The sequence below is a fragment of the Anaerostipes sp. MSJ-23 genome (assembly GCF_018918155.1).
In the GTDB taxonomy this organism is placed as follows: domain Bacteria; phylum Bacillota; class Clostridia; order Lachnospirales; family Lachnospiraceae; genus Anaerostipes.
This window is the reverse complement of the sequence record NZ_JAHLPY010000011.1, coordinates 51,357-75,634: the sequence shown is the minus strand read 5'-3', so window position 1 is coordinate 75,634 and position 24,278 is coordinate 51,357. Positions and strand designations below refer to the sequence as shown.

The window sequence follows — 24,278 nt, the reverse complement described above, 5'->3', positions numbered from 1 at the left end:
ATAGTCTGGCTTGCATTTCCTTGTAATTGAAAATAACGGAAGCTCAGTATTCATGTACTTATGGACAGTTGCACAACTGATGCTGTATCCCTTGCGAAGAAGATAAGCGTGCACAGTTCTGTAACCATCCGTGCCGTTGTGAGAGTGATCGATGTCCACGATTTCATGCTTGATTTTCCCCTGATGCTTATGATATTCAGATTTCCTGTTTTTCAGATAATTATAATAAGCATTTGGTAGGATGTTCAGTCTTTTCAATAACCAACGGACACCGTATTTGTGCCCATACTGCTGAAGAAATCGATAAGCCGCTAATCGATTTCCTTCGCAAAGAATGCCGCTGCTTTTTTTAGGAAGTCATTTTCCTTTTGGAGTTCTGCCAGTTGCCTTTTTAACTGCAAATTTTCCTTCATATAATCATAATCTGCTTTGGCTTCTTCATTTGTTTGGCATTCTTCACGAAACTGTTTTACCCAAATAGATATACTTGCTTTAGATACGCCACATTCGGCAGCAAGGCCTTTGAGGGTTCGTCCCTCTTCAAGATGAAGACGTACAATCTTCTTTTTGAATTCTGGTTCATAGTGTTTACTCATTTGTAACATACCTCGTTTCCTCCTAAGATTATATCTTATTAGGTCGAGGTGTTACAACTATGTTATATCACAACATAGCTCTCATGGTTGCATAAAAAATGCGTAACAGAAATCAATCTGTTACGCAATAAAAGTCTAACTTTTCGGGGTCAGCTCAATTTTTGTCCCTGATTATTTTTTTATTCTCTTATTTATTACCAACCCATATATCTTTTATTTTTTGATAATCTCCATTCGTCTGTAATACCTGCAGTGCAACATTAAACTTATCAACACCCTCATATCCTTTTGAAAACATGATACCGTAATTGCTTTCTTCTGAATTCAGCTGCTCACTTAATGCCTGTAATTTTGTTTGTGGATAATGATCTAAATAATATTGGACACCCGTCGTATCATACAGCGTTGCGTCAATTTTTCCCTTTTCAAGATCTTCAAAGATTTTCTTTACAGATGTATAATATTTGATCTTATTTGTATCTTTCATATAATCTTCTACATACTGTGCGCTAGACATTCCTTTTTCAACACCAATCGTCTTTTTTACGATTTCTTTTCTGTCTGTAATACCAGAATCTTTTTGTACCACAACGGATAAGGAATTTTCATAATAACTATCAGTAAAAGAAAATTCTTTCTGACGCTTATCTGTAATAGAGATTCCACCAATGGCGAGGTCAATCTTCTTTTCTTTTAATTTCTTTTCTGTTTGTTGCATAGATAAAGGCTCCAACTCGTACTGAAACCCAAGATACTGACTAATTTTTTCTAAAATATCAATATCAAATCCAACAATCTTTTTTTGTTTTTCATCGTAATAAGAAAAAGGAGCCATTTCTTTTGAAACTCCAACTTTTAATACCTTTCCCTTCATACTTCCATCTATCTTGCTTGATTGAATCGTCTGTACCTTTTTTGTTTTTTCTTCTTTTTGTTTCTGCCACGGAAGACTACATCCACCAAGGCACAAGGTCAAACCGATCACACATATTAAAGTTATGATTCTTTTCATAAATAATCTCCTTATTTTGCATTTGCTTTGTTTATCATAGCACCGCCAAAAATAGAAGTCAATTTTCCTGGCAATTTTTTCATCGTATAAAGATTCCCTCATTTGTAAATGATTCTATTAGAACGATTACGCATGGAGGAATAAAATTATGGCACTGAATAAAGTGGAAATCTGCGGTGTAAATACTTCAACCTTACCGCTGTTAAGTAACGAAGAAAAAGATTTGCTGTTTGAGAGAATTGAACAAGGCGACCAAAAAGCCAGAGAAACTTACATCAAAGGAAATCTACGCCTTGTATTAAGCGTGATTCAGCGTTTCTCTTCAAGCTGCGAAAATGCAGATGATCTGTTTCAGGTTGGATGTATCGGCCTCATCAAAGCCATTGATAACTTTGACCGAAGCCTAAATGTAAAATTTTCCACCTATGCTGTTCCAATGATTATCGGAGAAGTAAAACGTTATCTTCGTGATAATAATACAATGCGCGTCAGCCGCTCTCTTCGCGACATTGCATATAAAGCAATTACAGCAAAAGAAAAGCTCATCCGAAAATTAAACAAAGAACCTTCTCTAGAAGCAATTGCCAAAGAAATTGATATGAAAAAAGAAGATGTTCTCTTTGCACTGGATGCAATTGCAACACCTTTATCCTTATATGAACCGGTTTATCAAGATGGCGGGGATCCTCTATATTTAATGGATCAGGTAAAAGATAAAAAAAATAAAGAAGATCTCTGGGTAGAATCTATCTCCTTAAAAGAAGCAATGGAACATTTAAATGACAGAGAATATCATATTATCCGCCTGCGTTTTTTTGAAGGCAAAACACAGACGGAAGTTGCTGATGAAATTAGCATCTCCCAGGCGCAGGTAAGTCGCCTGGAAAAAAGCGCACTCAAACATATGCGCCACTATCTTGATTAAAGAAGATCTTTCTTTTTTAGAATAAATACAGCAATCAAACATACAATAAGAGAACAAAAGGCAATAATTAAAAAGCCACAGCTATTAGTTGCAAATGGCATTCCTTTTGTATTGACATTCATTCCGTAAAAACCAGAGATCATTGTCGGCAGCTCTACGATAATCGTAACTGCCGCCAAAAATTTCATAACCTGGTTTAAGTTATTATCAATAATAGAACCAAACAAAGACATTGTACTTCGTAAAATATTATGATAGATATAAGTCATTTCCATCGCCTGTTTGTTTTCAATAATAACATCTTCCAAAAGCTCTTGGTCCTCTTCATAATGACGAAGCCCAATATGTTTTCGAAGTTTTTCTAATACAACTTCATTTGACTTCAGAGATGTCGTAAAATACACAAGACATTTTTCCAGATTGTAAAGTTGAATAAGATCACTATTTTTTGCCGTTTCATGCAAGATCTCCTCTACCTGGTTTGCTCTTTGCTCAATGACTCTTAAGTAATACAAAAATAATGTTGCATTATTATATAAAATTTGATAAACAAATCTTGTCTTCATATAAGTATAAAAGTTTGGTACAAGACCATCAATAAACTGTTTTAAAATATTAGTCTCTTCCAAGCATACTGTAAAAACAATTTTATTCGTAATAAAAATTCCAAGTGGTATCGTTTCATACCATTTTTTTCCATCTTCTTCTTCTACAACCGGAATATTCACAAGAATCATCGTATAATCATCTTCATTTTCCAGACGCGAACGTTCTTCCGGGTCAAGAGCAGCCTTCAAATCTGCCATATCAATTTGATATTTTTCTGAAATATCACTTAATTCACTCACTGTGGGGTTTGTAACCATCACCCATGATTCCCGTTCTATTTGATTCAGTTCCTCTAGCTCTTTGTGCCCTTCATAATTTTTAAATACCCGAAGCATTTTCTGCGCCTCCTTTCCATTTTGTTCCGGTTTTTATGTATCCTTTAAAGAGTATACATGATCGAGAAAGGATCGTCTAGTAGAAAATTCTAAATCTCACATTGCTTTTTCCTAAATTTCATATTACAATGAGAAAAAAGAAAGGAGTTTTTTTATGGCAAAGAAACTAAAATCTTTATTTAAAATCGTTACAGCACTCGTCACAATTGGCGGTGTTCTTTATATTGCCAGAGATCAAATTCGAGCAATTTACAACAAAGTAACCGGTGCTGAAGAAAATGAAGAACCGGAAGATGATGATTTTGATGATGTTTTTGACGATGAAATTTTCCCAGAACCATCTAAGGATGACAGAGGATATGTCTCTATTAACATCACAGATGAAGACAAAGAAAAAAAGGAAGACACTGAAGACAAAGAAGATGCTGAAGATACAAAAGAAGAAACATCTGAAGAATAAAGGTCTCCCAACATATGAAAGAAAAACACCGTATCAAAACCGATACGGTGTTTTTCTTTTCTTACCAAGCCTTAATGCGTAGCTTCTTTTAACATTCTCTTCAAATCATCCACAGAATATTCATAATTCGTATTACAAAAATGACAGTTGACCTCAATTGGTTTCCCTTCATCAATCATTGACTGAATTTCATCTTTTCCTACACTGATCACGGCACGCTCTACTCTTTCTTTGGAACAATTGCAATAAAATTGCGTCGGCATTGTCTCATAAATCTTCATTCCAAGATCTCCAAGAAGCTGTTCCATCATCTCTTCCGGAGTATGTCCTGCATCTAAACATGCTGTTACAGATTTAAATTCTGCAATCTTCTTTTCCAACGCACTAATCGTCTCTTCTGTGGCAAATGGCATTAACTGAATGATAAAGCCTCCTGCATGACGAACGGTATTATCTTTGTTCATTAAAACACCGAGTGCAACCGATGTCGGAATTTGCTCACTTGTTGCAAAATAATATGTTAAATCTTCCGCAATTTCTCCAGATACCAAATGCGTCTGTCCAGAATATGGTTCTTTTAATCCAATGTCTTTGATGACTGTTAATACTCCAAGGTCCAAAGCTCCGCCAACATCAAGTTTTCCATCTTTATTCGGAGGAAGCATCACATTAGGATTGTTAACATATCCCTTGACATTTGCTTTTGAATCTGCCGTAACTGTCAATCCACCAATTGGTCCGTTACACTGAATTTGCAATGTCAGCACATCACTATCATTTTTACACATACTTCCCATCATCGCACCTGCAGTTAATAATCTTCCAAGTGCTGCGGTTGCAACAGGGCTTGTATTATGATCCTTTCTTGCCGTCTCCACAACTTCTTTCGTATAAGCTGCAAAAAAACGTACTTCATCATTTGCAGCAGTTCCTCTAATAATATAATCTTTCATTGTAATTCCCTTTCTTTTTTATAATGCAATAAAATAAAATCGTTCTGTTTTTTGTACGGGTTCTTTCATTGTATCAACATCGAGAATCGTTACCTTGGAAAATCCTGCATTTTCCAACATTTGACTAATTTTCTTTGCATCATATGCTTTCTGATAATGTTCTTCTTCATATTTATCATAAGTTCCTTCAGCATTTTTTATAAACAGCGAAAGCTGATATTCGTTGATCCTTTCCTGCTCATCATAAAAATTATCCCAAATAAAGCTTGCATCTTCTCTGTCTTCTGCAAACGTATTTTGTGAGAGTAACTTTTCATATTTATATGGAGCATTCATATCAAAGATAAAAACACCTTCTTCTTTTAAATACGATCTTACCTTTTGAAAGACCATTTTAAGATCTTCTTCCTCCAAAATATAATTCATACAATCACATACACTGACGACAGCATCAAATTTTCCTGGCATTTCCATGGAGACCATATCTTGAAGAATATAAAGAATGTCATCTTCCTGCATATTTCCTGCAACTTCAAGCATCTCCAAGGAACTGTCAAGACCCGTCATTTGATATCCTTTTTTTGCAAGTCTTCTTGTCATCTTCCCTGTTCCACACCCAAGCTCAAGAATACTCCCATTTTCCTTCATGTGATGTTTTTTTAAAATAGTTAAAAGATTGTCACACCATAAATCATAAGGTGTCTGATCCATAAATTCATCATAAACTCTCGCAAATTCTGTATAACTTTCCATTATTTTTCTCCTACAAAAGCGGTGCCAGAAGCCTTAAAATACTTTGAGCAAGTCTTTTTGGAAGACTACCCTCACATAATTGTTTTGTAATATGCTGACTTTTTTTAAAAGTTCTTAACATATCTTCTTTTAACTGCATCACTGCCTGACTTTTATACATAAATACACCATTTTCAAAATGCAAATACAAGCTTCTAAAATCCATATTGATCGTTCCAACGGTTGCAATCTTATCATCACATAAAAAGCATTTCGCATGAATAAACCCTGGCGTAAACTGGTAAATTTGGATTCCAGCTTCCACAAGCTGATTATAATAAGACTGAGTTAATAAAAACACTGCTTTTTTATCTGGAATTGCTGGAGTAACAATTCTTACATCAACACCACGTTTAGCTGCAAGACAAAGTGCCGTGATCATCTCATTATCAATGATTAAATACGGTGTGTACATATAAACATAATGAACGGATGCATTAATGATATTTAAATAAACATTTTCTCCAACCGTTTCCCTATCAAGTGGATTGTCCGCATACGGCTGTACATATCCTTTTCCTTCAAATTGCTCCTGATGATGCCGATGTGGAAGAAAAGCACCATATCCTTCATCTGTCTTCCGAATAGCATTCCAAACTTGTAAAAACATTACAGTAAAGTTCCAGACGGCATCTCCGGTAACTCGAAGCCCGGCATCTTTCCAATATCCAAATCGTTCCACGCGATTAATATATTCATCCGAAAGATTTAATCCTCCAGTATAAGCCGTATGACCATCTACTACAACAACCTTTCTATGATCACGATTATTCCATGCTGTTGAAACAAATGGTTTAATAGAATTAAACGCAACGGACATAATTCCAAATTTTTCTAGCTGTTTATAATATTTATATGGCAGCAAATCCACACATCCAACATCATCATACATAAATCGAACTTCCACGCCATCGTTAGCACGTTCTTTAAGAATTTCTAAAATTGTATCCCACATATACCCTTGCGATACAATAAAAAATTCCATAAAAATATAATGTTTTGCTCCCCGCAGGGAATCTAGAAGATCTCCAAACATTGCCTCACCGGAATCATAATATTTCGTATCTGAATTTTGATAGATTGGATAGCCTCCACACTGATCAATATATCTTGCCTGCGTTGATACCTGCTCATCTTCCTTTTTTAAATTTTCTAGTACTCCATAATCCTGCCCAAGAAGAAAATCTTTCTCTGCAATCGATTCTTCCAAACGAAGTCTTAATTTTCTGGCAGGCTGTTTATTTCCAAGAACTAAATATAACAAACCACCAAACAGTGGAAAAATTAAGATCGGTATTGTCCATGCAAGCTTATACGCAGGATTGTCATCCTTATTTACAAGATAAATAACAACCACAAGACTAAATAATTCTAGTATTGTCTGAAATAATTTTGAATATTCTCCAATGGCTGAAACAACCCAAGTCATCCACAGAGTCTGCGCAAGAATCAAAACAACTACGATTACCAGACGGCGTTGTAAAAACTTTAACGTTTTTGATATTAGTTTTGCCAAATTTTTTGTTAACCGCATAGTTTCCTCCTTCGTATAGTTCCTATTATCATAGCATAACAACTACACGGATTCAAACATATTTTGTATTTTGCTCCTTTTAATTCATAAATCCTGACATAATACAGCCTCCATAAGCTCCTGTTTTTAAGATCTCTTCAAAATTTTCCTCTTTAATTCCTCCAATTCCATAAACGGGAATATCTACAGCTTCAACTGTCTTCTTTAAAAACTCAAGTCCTCTTGGCTTCAGTCCCTTTTTACAGTCTGTTGCAAAAATATGACCTGCAAAAACAAAATCAGCTCCTGCTTTTTGTGCTTGTTCTGCCTCCTCCGGTTTATGAATCGAAGTACTAACCGATTCAAAATCAGACAAATCCCCGGCTTCTTTTAAAAACATCGGATATGGTAGATGAATCCGTTTGACTCCAAGCTTTCTTGCAACAGAAATGAAGTTATGAAGTGTTAAACTAGCACCATATTTTTCACAAATTTTAAGGCATTGTTTTGCCAGATCTTCATATTTTTCTGGTGATAGATCCTTTTCTCTTAATACAATCGTTTTTAAATCTTTTTTTGCTAAATCTTCTATTACCTCAAGAAACGGCCTTTTACAAAGTTTTCTGTTTGTTACTGCAATTACATTTTTTCCTTCCATAAAAATATCCTCCTTTGTTCCATTGTTATTATAACAGTATTTCCTTATAATGTAAAAACCGGATATCTTTCGATATCCGGTCTGTCTCATTCCCTCTTTCTTTCTTTTATCTTGCGATTCATAATTCCACCAATTTTTCCTGTTTCACTGGCAGATAAAGATTTCCATCCTTTTTCAAGAAGTCGATCTGCAAGACCAAGCTCTACTGCCGTCTCAAATTTCAAACGCTCCATCTCATCCATTTCTTCAAATGATTTTTTTATAAATTCTTTTTCCTTTGCCATGATAAAATCCTTTCCCATATGCTTCATTAACTTCTTTCTTAGCATATCCAAAGGCCCCTTTTTCATACATGTATCTATCATTTATAATAAAATTGCCTCATTTAACGCAATGGAATAAATATCACACTCTTTCACTTTCTTTCCTGTCATCTGCTCCAATGCCTTTTTATAAGATTCTATCTGAGATTGATAGCGCTTTTTCAATAATTCCTGTTCTCCGTCTTTAATCCAGTCCGTTTTATAATCAACAAGAACTAATTTTTCATCTTCTTCAAAAAATAAATCAATGATTCCCTGTACCACAACATAAGAATCGGAATCCTTTGTTCCTTCCATCTCTGAGAATGGAATTCCAACAACAAACTGCTTTTCTTTCCACACTTGTCCTCGAATAGAAGCCTTTCGAATCCTTTTTCCTAAATCACATTGAAGAAATGCAAGAATATCTTTCCTGTAAATCACTTTATCATATTCCTGTCCGATTTTTCCCTGAGAAATCCAATTCTTAATACACCCATCTAGTTGCTGGTAAGAATATACTTTTGAAAAATCAAGTAATTCAAAGACTTTATGGATTGCCGTTCCCTTAGAAGCTGCCGAAATTTTTTTCTCTTCTTTCATAAAAGCTGGTACTCTTTTTTCTTTGTTGACTTCTTTTGTCCGAAACATTTCCTCCTCTGGATCTTTTTCCTGACTCATTCGTTTGATCTCAGAAACAGAGTATTTTAACTGTCCTCTTGTTTCTGCTTCATATGGATATTTCCAATAAAATGCTTCTTTTAATTTTTCCACACGCTCTTTTGGTACATTTTTCTCAAGTTTTGATAAAAATATCTGTTTTTCCAGTTGTATATCAATTTCTTCTTTTTCCTGAAGCCATAAAAGATCTTCTAAATGATAAGCCTGTATCCGAAAATCTTGTTTAGGAATTCTTGGAAGAGCCATAGAAATCCAATCAAAATAAGATGTCGCCGATAATAAATCTCCATAAGATGGTTTCCTAGTTTGATTCCATATAATTTCTCCTTTTTTTACACCAGTCAGAATCAATTTCTCTTTGGCTCTCGTCATTGCCACATAAAGAACCCTTAATTCTTCTCCAAGTGCATCTTTTCGCATTTGTCTTCGAATCATACTTTTTAAAATGGTTTTTCCTTTTCTCCTGTGAACCGGATCAATAATATCCGCTCCAATAAAATAATCGGGATGAAAGATCATACTTCCATTGCTATCTCTTAAATTAAATTTTTTATCAATATTTGATACAAAAACAATTGGATATTCCAGCCCTTTACTTTTATGAATGCTGGAAATATGAACAACATTCTGATTTTCTCCAAAAGTTGTAGCTTCACCAAAATCCATATCATATTCTCTGCATTGCTGCATAAAGCGAATGAAATGAAATAACCCGCGAATCTGGTGATTTTCAAACGCTTTTGCTTGCTCAATTAACATCAAAAGGTTTCCCTGGCGTTTTTTTCCTTGCGGCATTGCCCCAACAAAATGATAATATCCAGTCTCGTCAAGTGCCAGCCAAATGAGTTCGTTCAATGGCATACATGTTTTTGCCTGTCGTAACAAATGAAAAAGTTTTAACGCTTGTGCTGCTTTCTTCATCGCATCTTTTTGCTCTATCAAACAATCATACAAATGCTCTTTTGCGCCATTCACTTTTAAATTTCCAAGATCTTCCATGCTCATTCCAATCATTGGTGAACGAAGAACTGCTGCAACATCAATATCCAGATAAATATTATCCACTGCTGATAAAAGACTTAACAACGTACGAATCTCGACTGTATCAAAATACCCTTTCTGACTATTTAAAAATGCCGGAATTCCCTGATTCATCAGCTCTTCCTGAATGATCTGTGCATTTTCTTTCATAGAACGAAGCAAAATGACAATGTCTTTATACTCTGCTTTCCGAAGAATCATCTGTCCTTCTTCATCATGATCAGAAATCATTAATGGATGAGCTCCCTCTACCATCTCACGAATTTTTCTTCCAATCATCCGCGCTTCTAAAATTGCTTTCTTATCATTTGCATTTTTCATTTCTTCTACATCTAAAAAAAGAAGTTCTGTGACTGCATCACACCCTCCTGGAAATTCCATTGTTGGGACAAGAGCTACTTCTTTTGTATATTCAATATTTCCGAGAAACACATGCATAATTTCATAAAAAATATCATTCGTAAAAGTAAGAACTTCTTTTCGGCTTCGGAAATTATTTCGAAGCTCAATCAATTGATATTGTTCTCCTTCTTTCTGATATCTGTGGTATTTTGATAAAAACAACTGTGGTCTTGCCAGTCGAAAACTATAAATACTTTGTTTTACATCTCCAACCATAAACATATTATGACCACCCTGCGCCTCTTTTGAAATACTGCGAAGAATCGCATCTTGAATAAAATTACTATCTTGGTACTCATCAATATAAATTTCTTCATAATCTTGCGATTTTTCTAACGCAATCTTCCCTGGTACCGGCTGTCCATCTTCATCAAAATGATCAATCAGAAGTTTTAATGCAAAATGTTCCATATCGTCAAAATCCATCAAATTTTCATGAATTTTTCTTTCGCTGTAACGTATAAGAAAACTTTGTGTTAGATCAATCAATGCCCGTATTGGCCCCTTTATAATCTTTAATTCTCTTAAAATTTCTCCTTCTTTACGATAAAAATATGCTCCTCCAATTTCCTCTGCAATCCGGTATGCATGGTCTCGAAGTGTTTTGCACTGTTCCTGAAGTATCGGATCAATTTGATCTGTTTTTTTCTTTCTTCCTGTAAGCCTCGGCTTTGAGAATCCTATATATTGCGTACAAAACTCAGACATCGTTCTTGCAGAACAAAGATTTAAAAAAATTTCCCGGTCCTCTTTTAACTGTTTCAAGTAAAAATAGGGTCCTCCTTCAAGCGAAGCTACCGAAATGGCATGTTCGATCATTTGCATCGCATTTTCTACCATCATACTAGCATCTTTTAGGATCATTTGAACAAATGGAGCGTTTCGAAACTCCTCTAGTGTTTCCACTGATACATTTTCTTTTGCCTGTTCAAGCCACTGATCCGGCCTAACATGACTTCTCGCCTTTTCATATAAATTCAAAATATATTCACCGATGACTTTATCATTTTTCCCTGGAGAATAGGATTCAATCAACTGCAGAAAATTTTCTTCTTTTTTTTCATAAGCTTCTTCTAAAATCTCATCAATAATTTGTTCTCTTAAAATCGAAAGTTGTCCTTCTTCTCCTGTTGTAATATTCGGATCAATCCCAAGAACATAAAAATATTCTCGAATCAAGTCCATACAAAAGCTATGAATCGTTGTAATCTGTGCTTTATTAATCAAGGACAACTGACGAACATAATGTTGATTTTGAGGATTTTCCTGTACCTTTTGATCAAGAGTACGCGCAATACGTTCTTTCATTTCTCCAGCTGCTGCCTTTGTATAAGTAACGACAAGAAGACGATCTACATCCAGCGGATGCTGTTCATCTGTAATTTTTTGAATAATACGCTCTACAAGAACTGCCGTTTTTCCAGAACCTGCTGCTGCAGACACAAGAATATCTGCATCTCTTTGATCAATGACTTTCTGTTGTTCCCTCGTCCAAGGCATGTTTTCCCTCCTCCAATGACATACTTTTTATTTTTCTTGCCGGATCTCTTCCTTCCTCGAATGCACAAATATTACGAAAACTACAATAGGTACATGGCATTGTTCCTTTATATTCATACGGACGAATAGAAACATCTCCTTTCATTAAGGCATTTCCAAGTTCTTTCATTTTTTCTTCTACTGTAGCCCCAAGCTTTAGCATTTGATTAGTATTTAAAATCGAGGAACGTTTATCGAATCCATTTTTCGTTGCCCGAACCGGAATGGAAAGATATCCTTCGTTTCCTGGATCTTCTATTTTTTCGATTAAATCAAAATCTTCATTGACAACTCCACTCATTTTCATTTCTTTTAAGAGACGCATCTTAGCATCTTCTTCTGTTTGTGCTTCCACCGTAGGATCATCCATATGAAAATAAAACATTCCAGCTGGCAAAACGCGTTTCCCACCCTTTTTCTCGTATAACTCCATCATAGCATTCATATAAATAATCAACTGCATCTGCAATCCATGAAAAATTTTAGCAAAATCGAACTTTATATTTCCAGATTTATAATCAATAATTTTTAAATATTTATTTTCCTCATCTTCCATACTATCCATACGATCCACCACACCAGAAAAAATCATTTCTCCACCGTCATCTAGCATAAAATGCATGGAATCCAGGTGATTTTCTTCTGAGAATGCAATTTCATATTCCTCCGGTGTAAATTCTCCACGACGAATATATTGCTCCATCACCCATACTGCTCTTTTAGATATGCGTTTCATTCGATCAAGAAGATAATGATTTCGATTCGTACTATTTAAAATTTCCTGCTGAACCTGCGTAATCGCATTTTCTACCATCTGATCAACAAAAGCATCTCTGCTTTTATCATCTGCAAATTTCCAATCCGTTTGTTTTCCAACAAGCTCCATTGTTTTATGAAAAACTTTTCCCATATCCATCGGAAGAATTTCATGAGCAATCCTCTCCCGGAGTTTTAACCCATATTGCATAAAATGCGAAAATGCACAACCAGCAAACTGTTCCATTCTTGTTACGCTCCCACAAAGAACATCGCCATAGAGCTTTCTTACAAGGTCTCTGCTTAATGGAGTCGTTCGATTTTCATAAAATTTTGCATCTAAAAGACGCTCTGCCTGCTGCTGTCCACAAAGAGAAAAATAAAGGACCTGCAACCATTCAAAGTCTTTATCGGAAAGTTTTTCTTCTCCTAAAAGCTGTGTCAACTCTTCCATTGCTTCTTTTTTCGTATATCCAATTTCTCTTGTACATTCTTCTTCAATCCTGGCTGCTGGAAAAATTCGAAGAATCCGATCCAGGAAATATGATGGCTGACGACTTTCCCCATTGGCTCCCATCTGACTATAGGATAAAAATAATAAATCAGATGGCTTTGCGACAGCAAGGTAAAGATAATATTGTTCTTGATAAATCTGTGTTTTACTTGTAGGCGCCATAGAAATCCCTTTTTCTTTTAACAATTCCTTTTGATAATCGCTAATCACACCGTTTTTCGCAGACTGTTTTGGAATCATTCCTTCATTAACTCCAAGAAAAAAAAGTACTTTAACCCCTTCTGCTCTTGTTCGTTCCATATCTCCAATCAGTACCTGATCAAAACTTGGAGGAATTACACCAACTGTCATTTCTTCCATTCCGCTTTCTAGAACACTTAAAAAATCATCGTAAGAAAGCTTTTCTTCTCCAAGAATATCAGCCATCTGTTCAAGCAAATCAATGACCTGATCATAAATCTGTTCATATGTTTTTGCTTGGGCAAGATCTCCTTTTTCCTCAAACACCTTTTGTCGTTTCTGCATTTTTTCTTCTATTCCAAGACGTTCAAGAAAACGATACAAGCAAGTCAATTTAAAAATTACATTTTGTCCTCGTTTTTTCATTCCCTCTTTCAAATCCTTGATTTCTTCCATAAAAATCTGCCGGTTTGCTTCAATTTTTTTTATTTCCTCTTCTGAAAATACTTTTGATTCAAAAGGCTGGTTCCATTTTGCATATCCTCGAATACCAAGCGCAATCACATAATTTTCGAGAAGATCTGCATCCTCATTGGATAAACAGGAAAATCCTGATTTTAAATATCGAAAAACCATATCATAAGAGAAATCTGCCTGAATCATTTTCAATGCTGCTAAAATCGTTTCAATACAGGGATTATTCTGAAGTCTTCGGTTAGAGTCAACAAAGTACGGAATATCTAAGTCCTGAAAACTTCTTTCAAGTTCACTCTCATATTCCGAAAGATCTGCACTTAAACATACAATATCTTTATAGCGATATTTTTTTTCTCTAACTAGCTGTTCAATACAAACTGCCACATGTCTACTCTCCATTCTTGGATTCACTGCCTGAAAAACATAAAGGTCCTGACATTTTTCCTTCCATATATTATAGGGATAATGGAATAAATTTCTTTCAAGAAAACGAAGCTCTTTTGAATCACGAGTATCCGGAGTGCAAAAAATATCTTTTTTCACTTCTACTCCAAGCTCCTGTGCCATTTGAACAAGCATATGTTTTTCCATTTTTGACATGGCAAATAGCTCATAATCTTTATATGGACGATAAAATGTTTCTTTTTCAGCAGTCAACGTAATTTTTACTTCTTTTCCAATCTGAAGCAATTTCTTTATTACCTTTCTCTGAATCGGTGTAAATCCTGTAAACCCATCCACATAAAAAATAGCATCCTTTATTTTTTCTGAAAATATCATTTTTTCTGCAAGCACATCGAAAAGTTGTTCTGAAATCAGATATCGATCCTGAATTTCCTTCTCAAAATCTTTCATAATGATTAAAATATCATCCATTTTTGCCTGAAGCCCTGGATGACTCATCTGTTTGGTCACTTCTGTAATTTTATCTTTTGAAATATCATACTGATACATCTCCGCCAGAAAAGATTTCATCTCTTCAATAAAACCTGGTTTTTTCATACTGGATGCAAAGACTTTCAAATCTTTTTTCCTTTTTTCCATCACCTTTCTTATGATCATAGATTTTCCTTCGTCTTCTAAAAGATCTTTAGGAACATAAGATAATTCTTCAAAAATTCGATAGGCCAGACGGAAAAATCCGACCACATCAATATTCATGGTTCCATGAAACGGATGTCTTGTTACAAGTTCTTTTTGTGCATTTAATGTAGATTGGTCCGGCACAAGAAGGAAAAAATTCTGTTCTTTATAACGAATGGACTCCTTTATTAACTCATCATAAAGATACGTTGTTTTCCCAGATCTCCCAGGTCCTAAAATAAATTGTAATGACATAACATTCCTTTCTATTTTTTCATTGATTATTAGAAGTATATCATACATTACTTACTGGATGGAATATTCACATATTTTTCTTCATATATTATAAAAGAATCTTTTTGGGAGGAAATTATGTCATCAAAAACGAAAATTGTCGTCTTTAAGGCAAAAGAACTGATTTATACTGGTATTTTCATTATTCTTGGAATTCTTTTAATTATGCTTCTCATTTTTATGTTTGCACCTTCAAAAGAATCCTCCAAAACAAAAAAAACTTCCAGTTATACAGAAGGTGTTTACTCTTCTCCTCTGAAATTAGGAGAAAACGAACTAGAATTAGAAGTTACAGTAAAAAATGGAAAAGCACAATCTGCAGCCTTAAAGCATTTGAATAAAACGGTAAAAACTATGTACCCTCTAATTGAACCATCTCTCACTGAAATCAACCGTCAACTTCCAAAAATAAAAAATATCGAGGACCTTAAATTTAGCAATCAAAATCAGTATACAAATATCATTCTAAAACAAGCCATCAAAAATGCACTAAAAAAAGCGCAGGAATAATCGTTTCCTGCGCTTTTTTCTTTTTTATTTACTGTTCATCTTCTTCCACGATCAAATCTTCCATACTCTTTAAGCTAATAGCCAAAGTCGATACATTGTGGAATAAAGCTGAAGTTGCTGGTGGGAATATACCTGCTACTCCGAGTAAAATCAAGCCTGTATTAATTCCAACAATCATACGATAGTTTTTATGAATTTTCTTCATCAGTGCATTACTAATCAATTTTAATGTAACGACTTCATGAAGACTATCTGCTCCTACCGTAATATCCGCAATCTCACGGGCAATTTCAGCACCATCACTGATAGCGATTCCTACATTGGCTGCTGATAATGCAGGAGAATCATTGATTCCATCACCAATCATGATGACTTTTCTTCCTTCGGCTTTTTCTTTTTCTACAAAGTTTGCCTTATCTTCTGGTAAAACTTCAGAATAATATTCATCTACTCCAACTTTGGATGCAATTGCTTTTGCTGTACGATCACTATCACCAGTCATCATAACAACCTTGCTAATTCCTGCTTCTTTTAAACGTTTTACTACATCTTTTGCTTCTTCACGAAGAGGATCTTCGATGCAAATAACCGCTGCCAATTGTCCTTCAATCGCCAGATATAGATGCGAATATTCTGGTGGAAGTTCATCAAATGTTTCCTGCTTTCCTTCTGGAATCGTGCACTTTTCATCTTCAAAGACAAAATGATAACTTCCAATAACTGCTTTTTTCCCTTCAATTGTTGTAGAAATACCATGAGCAACAATGTATTCTACCTTCGAATGGTTTTCTTCATGCATCAAATGCTTTTCTTTTGCTGCATTCACAACAGCTTTGGCCATAGAATGCGGAAAATGCTCTTCCAGACATGCTGCAATTCTTAACAATTCATTAGAATCTTCTCCATTAAAGGATATAACATCTACAACCGATGGTTTTGCCTTAGTTAATGTTCCAGTCTTATCAAATACGATTGTATCTGCTTCTGCAACAGCTTCCAGATATTTACCGCCTTTGACAGTCATATCATAATTGCTTGCTTCACGAATCGCAGATAATACAGAAATTGGCATTGCAAGTTTTAACGCACATGAGAAGTCAACCATTAGAACAGACAATGCTTTTGTTGTATTTCTTGTCAATAAATATGTAAGTCCTGTTCCAGCTAATGTGTATGGAACCAAACGATCTGCTAAGTGTTCTGCTTTTCCTTCCAGGGAAGATTTCAGTTTTTCTGAATCTTCAATCATTGTAACGATCTTTTCAAATTTGCTGGATCCTCCTACCTGTGTTACACAGATTGTCAATTCTCCCTCTTCCACAACCGTTCCTGCATAAGCAACTCCATCAATCGTCTTACGAACAGGAACAGATTCTCCAGTTAAGGAAGATTGGTTCACCATTGCTTCTCCCTTGACAACTTTTCCGTCAAATGGAATAACATTACCCATATGAACAACAATCTCATCGTCAACATGAATCTTAGATGCTGGCATTAAAATTTCCTGTCCATCCTGAACCATCCATACTTTACTAACATTTAAAGACATGCTTCTTGCCAAGTCATCTACAGACTTCTTATGTGTCCACTCTTCCAGAATCTCACCGATACTTAATAGGAACATTACAGAACTTGCTGTATTCATATCTCCTCGGAATACAGAAACACCAATTGCTGTCGCATCAAGAACTGGCACTTCTAGTTTTCTCTGGGCCAATGTGCGAATTCCGTGGTAAATATATTTCACAGATTTTAATGTCGTAAGCACTGTACGAATTGGATATGGAAGGAACAATTTATTTCCTACCCATCTTACAACTGTCATTGTCAACTTTTCACGGTATTCTTCATTTAATTCTCTTCCAGAATTTTGTAAAAAGGATTCCGGCACCTGAGCTGTTTCGTATTGAAATTCTTTCAATGCCGAAATCAGTTTCTGTCTGTCTTCTGTATAACATACCGTTACACATTTTGTATCATTATGAACTTTGACAGATTGTACTCCGTCTTGTTCACTTAAATAATAGTACAGGATATCCGCCTGGCGAAAGGTCATTCGTTTTTGCATAACCTCAAGACGAATACGTCCTCTAATCTCATGTTTAATTCTAAATTTCATTTATTCTGTCACTTCTTCCGCGTTGTCATCTGAAACTTCTGTAAAATCATCATCTTCTACAACTGCATCTGCTTCCATCTGTTCTCTATCTTCGTTAATCTGCTGTGCTTCTGCGTAAATATCTCCTGCATTTTCCTGTACCGTTGTTGCTGTCTTCATAATGCATGATTTTGCACGAAGAACGGCTGCTGTACAATTTGTGTAAAACTTCTTTGCATCTTTGCTTGCTAACAGTTTAATTCCTGCTGTTCCAAAAAGAACTCCTGTTGCAAAGATTCCACCTTTTTTTAAATCTACTTTCTTTACGATATCTGTGATTTTCATTTAAAATTCCTCCTAATTTTTGCTTTGATTTTTTTATTTCCTTTTACTATTCTTTGTATACATTCCTCAAACACGGTCTCATTATAGCACACCTATCTTTCATGATTCAAGGAATTTTGTCGTTAGCTTTTCTTAATTTTTACAATTTATTTTCTTTCATTTAACAAAAGCTTCAAAACTTCTTCCACCGTATGTACTGGAATAATCTCTAACTTCTCTTTTACTTCATCTGCTACTTCGTCCAAATCATCTACATTTTGCGCTGGGATAAGCACTTTGGAAATACCAGCTCTCTGTGCTGCCATCAACTTCTCCGTAAGACCTCCTATCGGCATAACGCCACCTCGAAGAGATACCTCTCCTGTCATGGCATATTCGGGACTGACTGCTTTTCCTGTCACTAAAGAAGCAAGAGCACTTGTCAATGTAATTCCAGCAGAAGGTCCATCTTTTGGAACTGCACCTTCCGGTACATGGACATGAAGATCATTTTCCTTAAACTTGTCTGAATACTCTGGATAAAGAGATTTTACAAGTGTAATCGCAATCTGAATCGATTCCTTCATCACATCTCCAAGTTGTCCAGTAATCAAAACTTTTCCACTTCCCTTTGTAAACATCGTTTCTATGAAAAGAATTTCTCCTCCAGCTGCTGTCCAAGCAAGACCTGTCACAACTCCTGGTTTCTTCTCTTCCAGAATATTTTCATGATGAATTGGTTTTTGATCCAGAAATTCCTGCAAACGTCTTGGACTTACCGTCACACTCTTTTGCTCTTTCTTTACCAGTTTAACCGCAGCATAACGGCATAATGTATTCAACTGTTTTTTAAGTCCTCGTACACCCGATTCCATCGTATAATCACTGATAATCTTTCGAATTGCATCGTCTGTTACCCTTAAATTTTGTGCCTTAATTCCCATGGTTTTCATCGCTTTTGGAAGCAAATGCTTTCTTGCAATCTGAAATTTCTCAACTGCTGTATAACCAGGAAATTGAATGATTTCCATACGATTTAACAATGGTTCTGGGATTGTATCCATCGTATTAGCTGTACATACAAATAAAACATCCGAAAGATCATATGGCACATTCATGTAATGATCAGTAAATGTACTATTTTGCTCTGGATCAAGCACTTCAAGAAGTGCGCTGGCTGGATCTCCACTATAATCTTTAGAAAGTTTATCCACTTCATCAAGCACCATGACAGGATTGGATGTCCCACAACGCTTCATACCATCCATGATCCTTCCAGGCATTGCCCCTATATAGGTTCGACGATGTCCACGAATTTCTGCCTCATCACGAACGCCTCCAAGACTCACTCTTACATATTTTCTATGCAAAGCATCTGCAATACTCTGACCAATACTTGTTTTTCCAGTTCCAGGAGGACCAACAAACAATAAAATCGAACCTGACTGTTTTCTATTTAACGCCATGACTGCCAACTGCTGAATAATTCGTCTTTTTACTTTTTTCAGTCCATAATGTTCCTTATCAAGAATTTCTTCTGCTTCTGTAAGGTCGACATCTTTCATATCTTCTTTTTTCCATGATAGTCCTGTTACAAAATCAAGATAATCATAAAGCATACCATATTCATGGCTGTCTTTTCCTTCTTGTTTCATCCGATTTAAAACTTTATCTGCTTCTTTTCTTGCCTCTTCATTCATACCGGATTCTTTGATCTTTTTTTCAAATCTACGGACATCCGATACATTTTCCGGATGCATTTCATCAAGCTCTTTTTGTAGAAAATCAATCTGTTTTTTGATTGCATCTTCTCGATAAACCTTTTCATAACTTTCTACTTGATCATTTTCTGCTTCCTGGCCGACTCTTGTCATTTCCATAAATTCATAAACAGCCTTTTCAATCAATTCTGTTCGAATAGATAAATGATCTGCAGCTAAGATCTCATATTTTTCCTCATTGGTAAGATTTAAATAACCTGCAAGAGAAGAAACAACTTCCTCCATCGTTTTCCAATGAAGAATATAGCCTCTTGCCATAACTCCCCATTGAAATCCCTGAACAAACTTTAAAAGAGCATCTTTCATTTGCCCAAATTTTTCTTTCTTTTCTTCTTCTGTAATATCTTCAATTTCTTCTCTTGGTTCAACAGATACTTTCATATCATCTTCTGTTACTGTTAATTCTCTGACATCAACACTCGTTGTCGTCTTCACACTAATATTTCCATTCTCATCATTTCCCTGATAAGTTCCCATGATACCAATTGGATAGAAATCATCTTCCTTCATTTCTTCCCTTGTTCTATCTTCTTTCATGAAAAGGAAAAGGACTTCATCTCCTTTTTGTGCATCTTTTATACTCAATTCCTGAAATACATCTTTTTTAAAATAATAAGTAATTCCAGGCAAAATAATCATGTCATAAACAGGTATTGTAATCATAACACTCTCCTCCTTTGTTTATGTATTTGTTAGCACTCTACTTATGTGAGTGCTAATTTTAAGCTAAGAATACCACACTTCTCTTGCTTTGTAAAGTATTGTAAAAGAAAAGAGCCCCACCTTTTTGGCAGAACTCTTTGGTCTTGTTTCTTCTTATTTATATTCTTCGATTTTCTTTGTTTTTGTGTCTTTTTTATAAATCTTTCCATTTTCTTTATCTACATAAAAATCTCCGAATTTTTTTCCAGAGCTATCAGATGTATCATAGATTTCAAAATGATATCCCTTGGCTCCGTCTTTATACTCTGTGACATCTTTTTTTTCATTACGCACTTCATACTGTCCATCTGAATTGTCTGTACTAAGCTTGTTTAAAAGATAGTCATGTGCATCATCATAACTGTCAAAACCATTTGCAACATCATCTACTGCATCTTCTGCTCCATCTGCAAGATCATCTGCAGCCTCTCCAACATCATCTGCAAGACTATCATCTTCTGTTGCTGATGATACATTTCCCGCTGCATTTTCCTCCGTCGTCATATCTGTGGTATCATTCCTATTCTGATTTCCGCAGCCGGTAAATACAAACGAAATTCCTAGTGCAAACACGCACATCATACATAAGGTCCAAATTGTTTTTTTCATGTAACTTCTCCTTTTCTTCTTAAGATTTTCTAGGATATACCTTTATTATTTCCAGAAGAAAAGAAAATATTTACAAACTTCTATTTTTTTATTTTCTTGTTACCGCTAATGCAATTTTATCACCAATCCACTGTCCAAGCTGTACAATAATAATAAGAACAATGACAGTAAATAAAAGAACTCCCGTCTCATAACGGTTGTATCCATACATAATTGCCAGATTTCCAATTCCTCCGCCGCCAACAGCACCGGCCATCGCTGAATAACCAATAATGCTTACAAAAGTCACAGTCAATGCACGAATCAATGCTGGCATTGCTTCCACAAATAATACTTTACGAATAATCAATGGAATACTTGCTCCCGTCGCAATAGCTGCTTCAACCACTCCTTTATCTACTTCACTAAAAGCGCCTTCTACAAGTCTTGCAAAAAATGCAATGGATGCGATCGAAAGTGATACCGATGCCGCGATCGCTCCAATAGACGTTCCAACAATAATTCTCGAAAATGGAATCAATACAATAATCAAGATAATAAATGGCATAGAACGGATAATATTCACGATTGTTCCTGCAATTCCATTCACAATTCGATTTTTATAAAACATAGGATTGGACGTTAAATGAAGAACCAATCCAAGAATTGTTCCAACCACTGCTGCTGCAACCATGGAAATCAATACCATCTCAAATGTTTCAAACGATGCTTGGGCAAATTCTGATCTTATGATTTCAATTGTCTCATTCATCTTATTTTCCCCCTAACCTTTCCATTTTATAAACATTTTTTTTAATATAAGCAAGTGCTTTTTCTCTTTCCTCTTTTGCCCCCCTTAAAATCACAACCAAAACACCAAATGGCTTTTCACCAATATAATCCACTTTTCCATTGATAATATCCATCGTAATGTCGTAATGTTTCGAAGCAATACTGATAACAGGATCATAAGAATCATCTCCAGTATAACTTAGTCGAAGCAGCTCTTCATTTTCTTTTAAGACAAGCGCTTGTGGTACATTAACATTTAAAACTCTTTCCACCAGGCTCTTAGCAATTGGTTCTTTAGGTTCCGTAAAGGCAGTATAAATATCTGTAACTTCTTTTACCTCCCCTTGTTCCATAAATGCAATACGGTCAAATAATTTTTTTGCCACATCCATCTCATGTGTGATAAATACAATCGTAATTTTTGTTTTTTCATTAATTTCCTTTAATAGTGCAACAATTTCTTCTGTATTTTCCAAATCCAGTGCTGATGTTGCCTCATCACAAAGAAGAATATGTGGATTGTTCGCTAATGCTCTCGCAATCGCAACTCTTTGTTTCTGTCCACCACTTAAATTAGCAGGATAATCATCTGCTTTTTCCGGAAGATGAACAAGCTCTAAAAGTTCTTTTACTCTTGCCTTTATCTTTTCTTTTGGATAATGATTCGCATATAAAGAAAAAGCAATATTTTCTGCAATCGTAGAACCACTGATCAGATTAAAATGCTGAAAGATCATTCCAATATTTAATCTTATCTTGCTAAGCTCCTTCCGATTTAATTGAGTAATATCTTTTCCCTCGATCAGAACTTGTCCACTGGTTGGCCGCTGTAATAAATTGATAACACGAACCAATGTACTTTTCCCGGCACCACTTGGACCTACAATTCCAAAAATTTCTCCCTTTTCGATGGTAAGATTTACATCTTTGACTGCCTTAAATTCATGACCTTTGGATCCAAAAACCACATTGATATTTTTTAATTCAATCATATTTTCCATCCTTTCTCAAGCTGGAAATTCCCCTGCTTCCCAATGGAAAACAGGGGAAAATTTCCAACCGTTATTTTTTATTTTTTCAACACTCCAATGATACCAATTCTTCCTGACTTTTTCAATCTTTTTATTGATTCTTTTTCATTATTAGAATAACGGAACTACAGAACCATTAAAATGTTTTTGAATATAATTTTTTACTTGACTGCTCTTTAAAGCTTCAATCAGTGCTTTTGTTTTTTTACTATTTTCATTTCCTTTTTTAACTGCTACAACGTTTCCATAAGTTTTTGCTCCAACCGATTTCGAATCTTCCACTGCAAGTGCATCTTTATTCACTTTTAATCCAGCTTGTAATGCATAATTTCCATTAATAACTGCAATATCAACATCTTTCAATGTTCTTGGAATCTGTGCAGCTTCCAGTTCCTGAATTTTAAGATTTTTCTTATTTTGTACTATATCTTTTTTCGTTGCTGTTAAAGAAGCTCCTTTTTTTAATTTGATCAATCCTTGTGCTTCCAGTAAAAGAAGTGCTCTTGCTTCATTAGTTGTATCGTTTGGTACTGCCACTTCTGCACCATCCTTTAAATCTTTTAAATTTTTTGTCTTCCCAGGAAAAATTCCAAACGGTTCATAATGAATCACTCCTGCTGATACAAGATTTGTTTTCTTTTCTTTATTGAACTGATCCAGATATGGTTTATGCTGAAAATAGTTTGCATCAAGATCACCAGATTCCAATGCTGTATTTGGCTGTACATAATCTGAATATTCTTTAATTTCTAATTCGTATCCTTTATCCTTTAAAATATCCTTTGTCTGTTTTAAAATGTCTGCATGTGGAGAAGGGCTAGCACCAACAACAATTTTTTCTGTTTTCTTTTCTTTACTTTCATTTTTTCCTGCTCCACACCCTGTCAGTGCACCTGTGATAAACGTTCCTGCAAGTACAACTGCAAATACTTTTTTCCATAATTTTCTCATATTACATCACCTCATATTTCTTTTTTATTATTTTCGATGAACTTATCATATCAGTAAAAAAAGTTCTTGTATAATACTTATCATCTAATGTTAGCTATAGTTTTTAACTATATCAAGATTGTATCATTTTTCCAAACAAAAAACCGCAAGTTTTTTAACTTACGGTTTTCTTTCTTACTGAGCGTGCGGGGATTCGAACCCCGGACAACTTGATTAAAAGTCAAGTGCTCTACCACCTGAGCTACACACCCATAAGCTGGGGTAGCTGGACTCGAACCAGCGGTGCAGGAGTCAGAATCCTGTGCCTTACCACTTGGCGATACCCCATCATTCTGTGTTTTACACAACTATTTTATTATACAAAACTTTTTCTTGTTTG

The 24,278-nt window shown here is 35.2% G+C and carries 19 protein-coding genes, 2 tRNA genes and 1 pseudogene; 3 read left to right on the top strand and 19 right to left on the bottom strand.

Annotated elements, in window-relative coordinates:
* Both KQI71_RS08435 and KQI71_RS08430 read right to left on the bottom strand, forming a co-directional pair.
* Window positions 1-605 (bottom strand): annotated as a pseudogene (locus KQI71_RS08435) (transposase); the annotation flags it as partial.
* A 178-nt stretch (window positions 606-783) separates the two neighbouring features.
* Window positions 784-1,608, bottom strand: a complete 825-nt coding sequence (locus KQI71_RS08430) for a substrate-binding periplasmic protein (protein WP_253288000.1) — start codon at window positions 1,606-1,608, stop codon at window positions 784-786.
* A gap of 148 nt (window positions 1,609-1,756) precedes the next feature.
* Here KQI71_RS08430 and sigG point away from each other — a divergent pair, with 148 nt between their 5' ends.
* Entirely contained in the window at window positions 1,757-2,533 is a 777-nt protein-coding gene (gene sigG / locus KQI71_RS08425) for an RNA polymerase sporulation sigma factor SigG (protein ID WP_216435469.1), read from the top strand.
* On the opposite strand, the gene KQI71_RS08420 is transcribed toward sigG, so the two are convergent.
* On the bottom strand, window positions 2,530-3,477 hold the full coding sequence (locus KQI71_RS08420; RefSeq protein ID WP_216435468.1) for a magnesium transporter CorA family protein: 948 nt from the start codon (window positions 3,475-3,477) through the stop codon (window positions 2,530-2,532). The two genes, sigG and KQI71_RS08420, sit on opposite strands and share 4 nt — an antisense overlap.
* A gap of 154 nt (window positions 3,478-3,631) precedes the next feature.
* Here KQI71_RS08420 and KQI71_RS08415 point away from each other — a divergent pair, with 154 nt between their 5' ends.
* A complete protein-coding gene (locus tag KQI71_RS08415; RefSeq protein WP_216435467.1) occupies window positions 3,632-3,937 on the top strand; it encodes a DNA-directed RNA polymerase subunit delta in 306 nt (101 codons plus the stop codon).
* A 71-nt stretch (window positions 3,938-4,008) separates the two neighbouring features.
* On the opposite strand, the gene hslO is transcribed toward KQI71_RS08415, so the two are convergent.
* The 7 genes from hslO to KQI71_RS08380 form a co-directional block, all read right to left on the bottom strand.
* Window positions 4,009-4,890, bottom strand: coding sequence for an Hsp33 family molecular chaperone HslO (hslO, locus tag KQI71_RS08410; protein WP_216435466.1), 882 nt, complete (start codon window positions 4,888-4,890; stop codon window positions 4,009-4,011).
* Between the two features lie 18 nt (window positions 4,891-4,908).
* Window positions 4,909-5,643: a class I SAM-dependent DNA methyltransferase gene (locus KQI71_RS08405; protein ID WP_216435465.1), complete on the bottom strand. Its 735-nt coding sequence runs from the start codon at window positions 5,641-5,643 to the stop codon at window positions 4,909-4,911.
* Window positions 5,644-5,653: 10 nt separating this feature from the next.
* Window positions 5,654-7,216, bottom strand: a complete 1,563-nt coding sequence (cls, locus tag KQI71_RS08400; protein WP_216435464.1) for a cardiolipin synthase — start codon at window positions 7,214-7,216, stop codon at window positions 5,654-5,656.
* A gap of 79 nt (window positions 7,217-7,295) precedes the next feature.
* Window positions 7,296-7,853 (bottom strand): thiamine phosphate synthase, encoded by a 558-nt coding sequence (locus KQI71_RS08395; protein WP_216435463.1) that lies wholly within the window; start codon window positions 7,851-7,853, stop codon window positions 7,296-7,298.
* A gap of 86 nt (window positions 7,854-7,939) precedes the next feature.
* Window positions 7,940-8,182, bottom strand: coding sequence for a small, acid-soluble spore protein, alpha/beta type (locus KQI71_RS08390; RefSeq protein WP_253287999.1), 243 nt, complete (start codon window positions 8,180-8,182; stop codon window positions 7,940-7,942).
* A 36-nt stretch (window positions 8,183-8,218) separates the two neighbouring features.
* Entirely contained in the window at window positions 8,219-11,779 is a 3,561-nt protein-coding gene (addA, locus tag KQI71_RS08385; protein WP_216435462.1) for a helicase-exonuclease AddAB subunit AddA, read from the bottom strand.
* Window positions 11,745-15,083, bottom strand: coding sequence for a PD-(D/E)XK nuclease family protein (locus KQI71_RS08380; protein WP_216435461.1), 3,339 nt, complete (start codon window positions 15,081-15,083; stop codon window positions 11,745-11,747). Before KQI71_RS08380 ends, addA begins: the two co-directional genes overlap by 35 nt.
* 117 nt (window positions 15,084-15,200) lie before the next feature.
* On the opposite strand from KQI71_RS08380, the gene KQI71_RS08375 reads away from it, so the two are divergent.
* Window positions 15,201-15,632 carry a hypothetical protein gene (locus KQI71_RS08375; RefSeq protein WP_216435460.1) on the top strand — a complete coding sequence of 144 codons (432 nt, stop codon included), beginning with the start codon at window positions 15,201-15,203 and terminating at the stop codon, window positions 15,630-15,632.
* A 28-nt stretch (window positions 15,633-15,660) separates the two neighbouring features.
* Here KQI71_RS08375 and KQI71_RS08370 read toward each other — a convergent pair whose 3' ends face one another.
* From KQI71_RS08370 to KQI71_RS08330, 9 genes are all read right to left on the bottom strand, one after another.
* Complete coding sequence (locus tag KQI71_RS08370; RefSeq protein WP_216435459.1) at window positions 15,661-17,751, bottom strand: heavy metal translocating P-type ATPase; 2,091 nt, start codon at window positions 17,749-17,751, stop codon at window positions 15,661-15,663.
* Complete coding sequence (locus KQI71_RS08365) at window positions 17,752-18,075, bottom strand: DUF6110 family protein (RefSeq protein WP_216435458.1); 324 nt, start codon at window positions 18,073-18,075, stop codon at window positions 17,752-17,754. It abuts the gene before it with no gap.
* A 146-nt stretch (window positions 18,076-18,221) separates the two neighbouring features.
* Window positions 18,222-20,498 (bottom strand): endopeptidase La, encoded by a 2,277-nt coding sequence (gene lon / locus KQI71_RS08360; RefSeq protein ID WP_216435457.1) that lies wholly within the window; start codon window positions 20,496-20,498, stop codon window positions 18,222-18,224.
* Window positions 20,499-20,651: 153 nt separating this feature from the next.
* Window positions 20,652-21,146, bottom strand: coding sequence for a ubiquinone biosynthesis protein (locus tag KQI71_RS08355; protein ID WP_216435456.1), 495 nt, complete (start codon window positions 21,144-21,146; stop codon window positions 20,652-20,654).
* 88 nt (window positions 21,147-21,234) lie between these two features.
* Window positions 21,235-21,897, bottom strand: a complete 663-nt coding sequence (locus tag KQI71_RS08350) for a methionine ABC transporter permease (RefSeq protein WP_216435455.1) — start codon at window positions 21,895-21,897, stop codon at window positions 21,235-21,237.
* Window position 21,898: 1 nt separating this feature from the next.
* Complete coding sequence (locus tag KQI71_RS08345) at window positions 21,899-22,909, bottom strand: methionine ABC transporter ATP-binding protein (RefSeq protein WP_216435454.1); 1,011 nt, start codon at window positions 22,907-22,909, stop codon at window positions 21,899-21,901.
* A 150-nt stretch (window positions 22,910-23,059) separates the two neighbouring features.
* Entirely contained in the window at window positions 23,060-23,899 is an 840-nt protein-coding gene (locus KQI71_RS08340; protein ID WP_216435453.1) for a MetQ/NlpA family ABC transporter substrate-binding protein, read from the bottom strand.
* A 178-nt stretch (window positions 23,900-24,077) separates the two neighbouring features.
* A tRNA-Lys gene (locus KQI71_RS08335) sits at window positions 24,078-24,150 on the bottom strand.
* A 5-nt stretch (window positions 24,151-24,155) separates the two neighbouring features.
* A tRNA-Gln gene (locus KQI71_RS08330) sits at window positions 24,156-24,226 on the bottom strand.
* Window positions 24,227-24,278 lie beyond the last annotated feature (52 nt).

Coding starts and splice junctions, on each gene's coding strand:
- KQI71_RS08430 (WP_253288000.1), bottom strand. CDS start 1,608: ATGAAAAGAATCATAACTTTAATATGTGTGATCGGTTTGACCTTGTGC.
- sigG (WP_216435469.1), top strand. CDS start 1,757: ATGGCACTGAATAAAGTGGAAATCTGCGGTGTAAATACTTCAACCTTA.
- KQI71_RS08420 (WP_216435468.1), bottom strand. CDS start 3,477: ATGCTTCGGGTATTTAAAAATTATGAAGGGCACAAAGAGCTAGAGGAA.
- KQI71_RS08415 (WP_216435467.1), top strand. CDS start 3,632: ATGGCAAAGAAACTAAAATCTTTATTTAAAATCGTTACAGCACTCGTC.
- hslO (WP_216435466.1), bottom strand. CDS start 4,890: ATGAAAGATTATATTATTAGAGGAACTGCTGCAAATGATGAAGTACGT.
- KQI71_RS08405 (WP_216435465.1), bottom strand. CDS start 5,643: ATGGAAAGTTATACAGAATTTGCGAGAGTTTATGATGAATTTATGGAT.
- cls (WP_216435464.1), bottom strand. CDS start 7,216: ATGCGGTTAACAAAAAATTTGGCAAAACTAATATCAAAAACGTTAAAG.
- KQI71_RS08395 (WP_216435463.1), bottom strand. CDS start 7,853: ATGGAAGGAAAAAATGTAATTGCAGTAACAAACAGAAAACTTTGTAAA.
- KQI71_RS08390 (WP_253287999.1), bottom strand. CDS start 8,182: ATGCTAAGAAAGAAGTTAATGAAGCATATGGGAAAGGATTTTATCATG.
- addA (WP_216435462.1), bottom strand. CDS start 11,779: ATGCCTTGGACGAGGGAACAACAGAAAGTCATTGATCAAAGAGATGCA.
- KQI71_RS08380 (WP_216435461.1), bottom strand. CDS start 15,083: ATGTCATTACAATTTATTTTAGGACCTGGGAGATCTGGGAAAACAACG.
- KQI71_RS08375 (WP_216435460.1), top strand. CDS start 15,201: ATGTCATCAAAAACGAAAATTGTCGTCTTTAAGGCAAAAGAACTGATT.
- KQI71_RS08370 (WP_216435459.1), bottom strand. CDS start 17,751: ATGAAATTTAGAATTAAACATGAGATTAGAGGACGTATTCGTCTTGAG.
- KQI71_RS08365 (WP_216435458.1), bottom strand. CDS start 18,075: ATGAAAATCACAGATATCGTAAAGAAAGTAGATTTAAAAAAAGGTGGA.
- lon (WP_216435457.1), bottom strand. CDS start 20,498: ATGATTACAATACCTGTTTATGACATGATTATTTTGCCTGGAATTACT.
- KQI71_RS08355 (WP_216435456.1), bottom strand. CDS start 21,146: ATGAAAAAAACAATTTGGACCTTATGTATGATGTGCGTGTTTGCACTA.
- KQI71_RS08350 (WP_216435455.1), bottom strand. CDS start 21,897: ATGAATGAGACAATTGAAATCATAAGATCAGAATTTGCCCAAGCATCG.
- KQI71_RS08345 (WP_216435454.1), bottom strand. CDS start 22,909: ATGATTGAATTAAAAAATATCAATGTGGTTTTTGGATCCAAAGGTCAT.
- KQI71_RS08340 (WP_216435453.1), bottom strand. CDS start 23,899: ATGAGAAAATTATGGAAAAAAGTATTTGCAGTTGTACTTGCAGGAACG.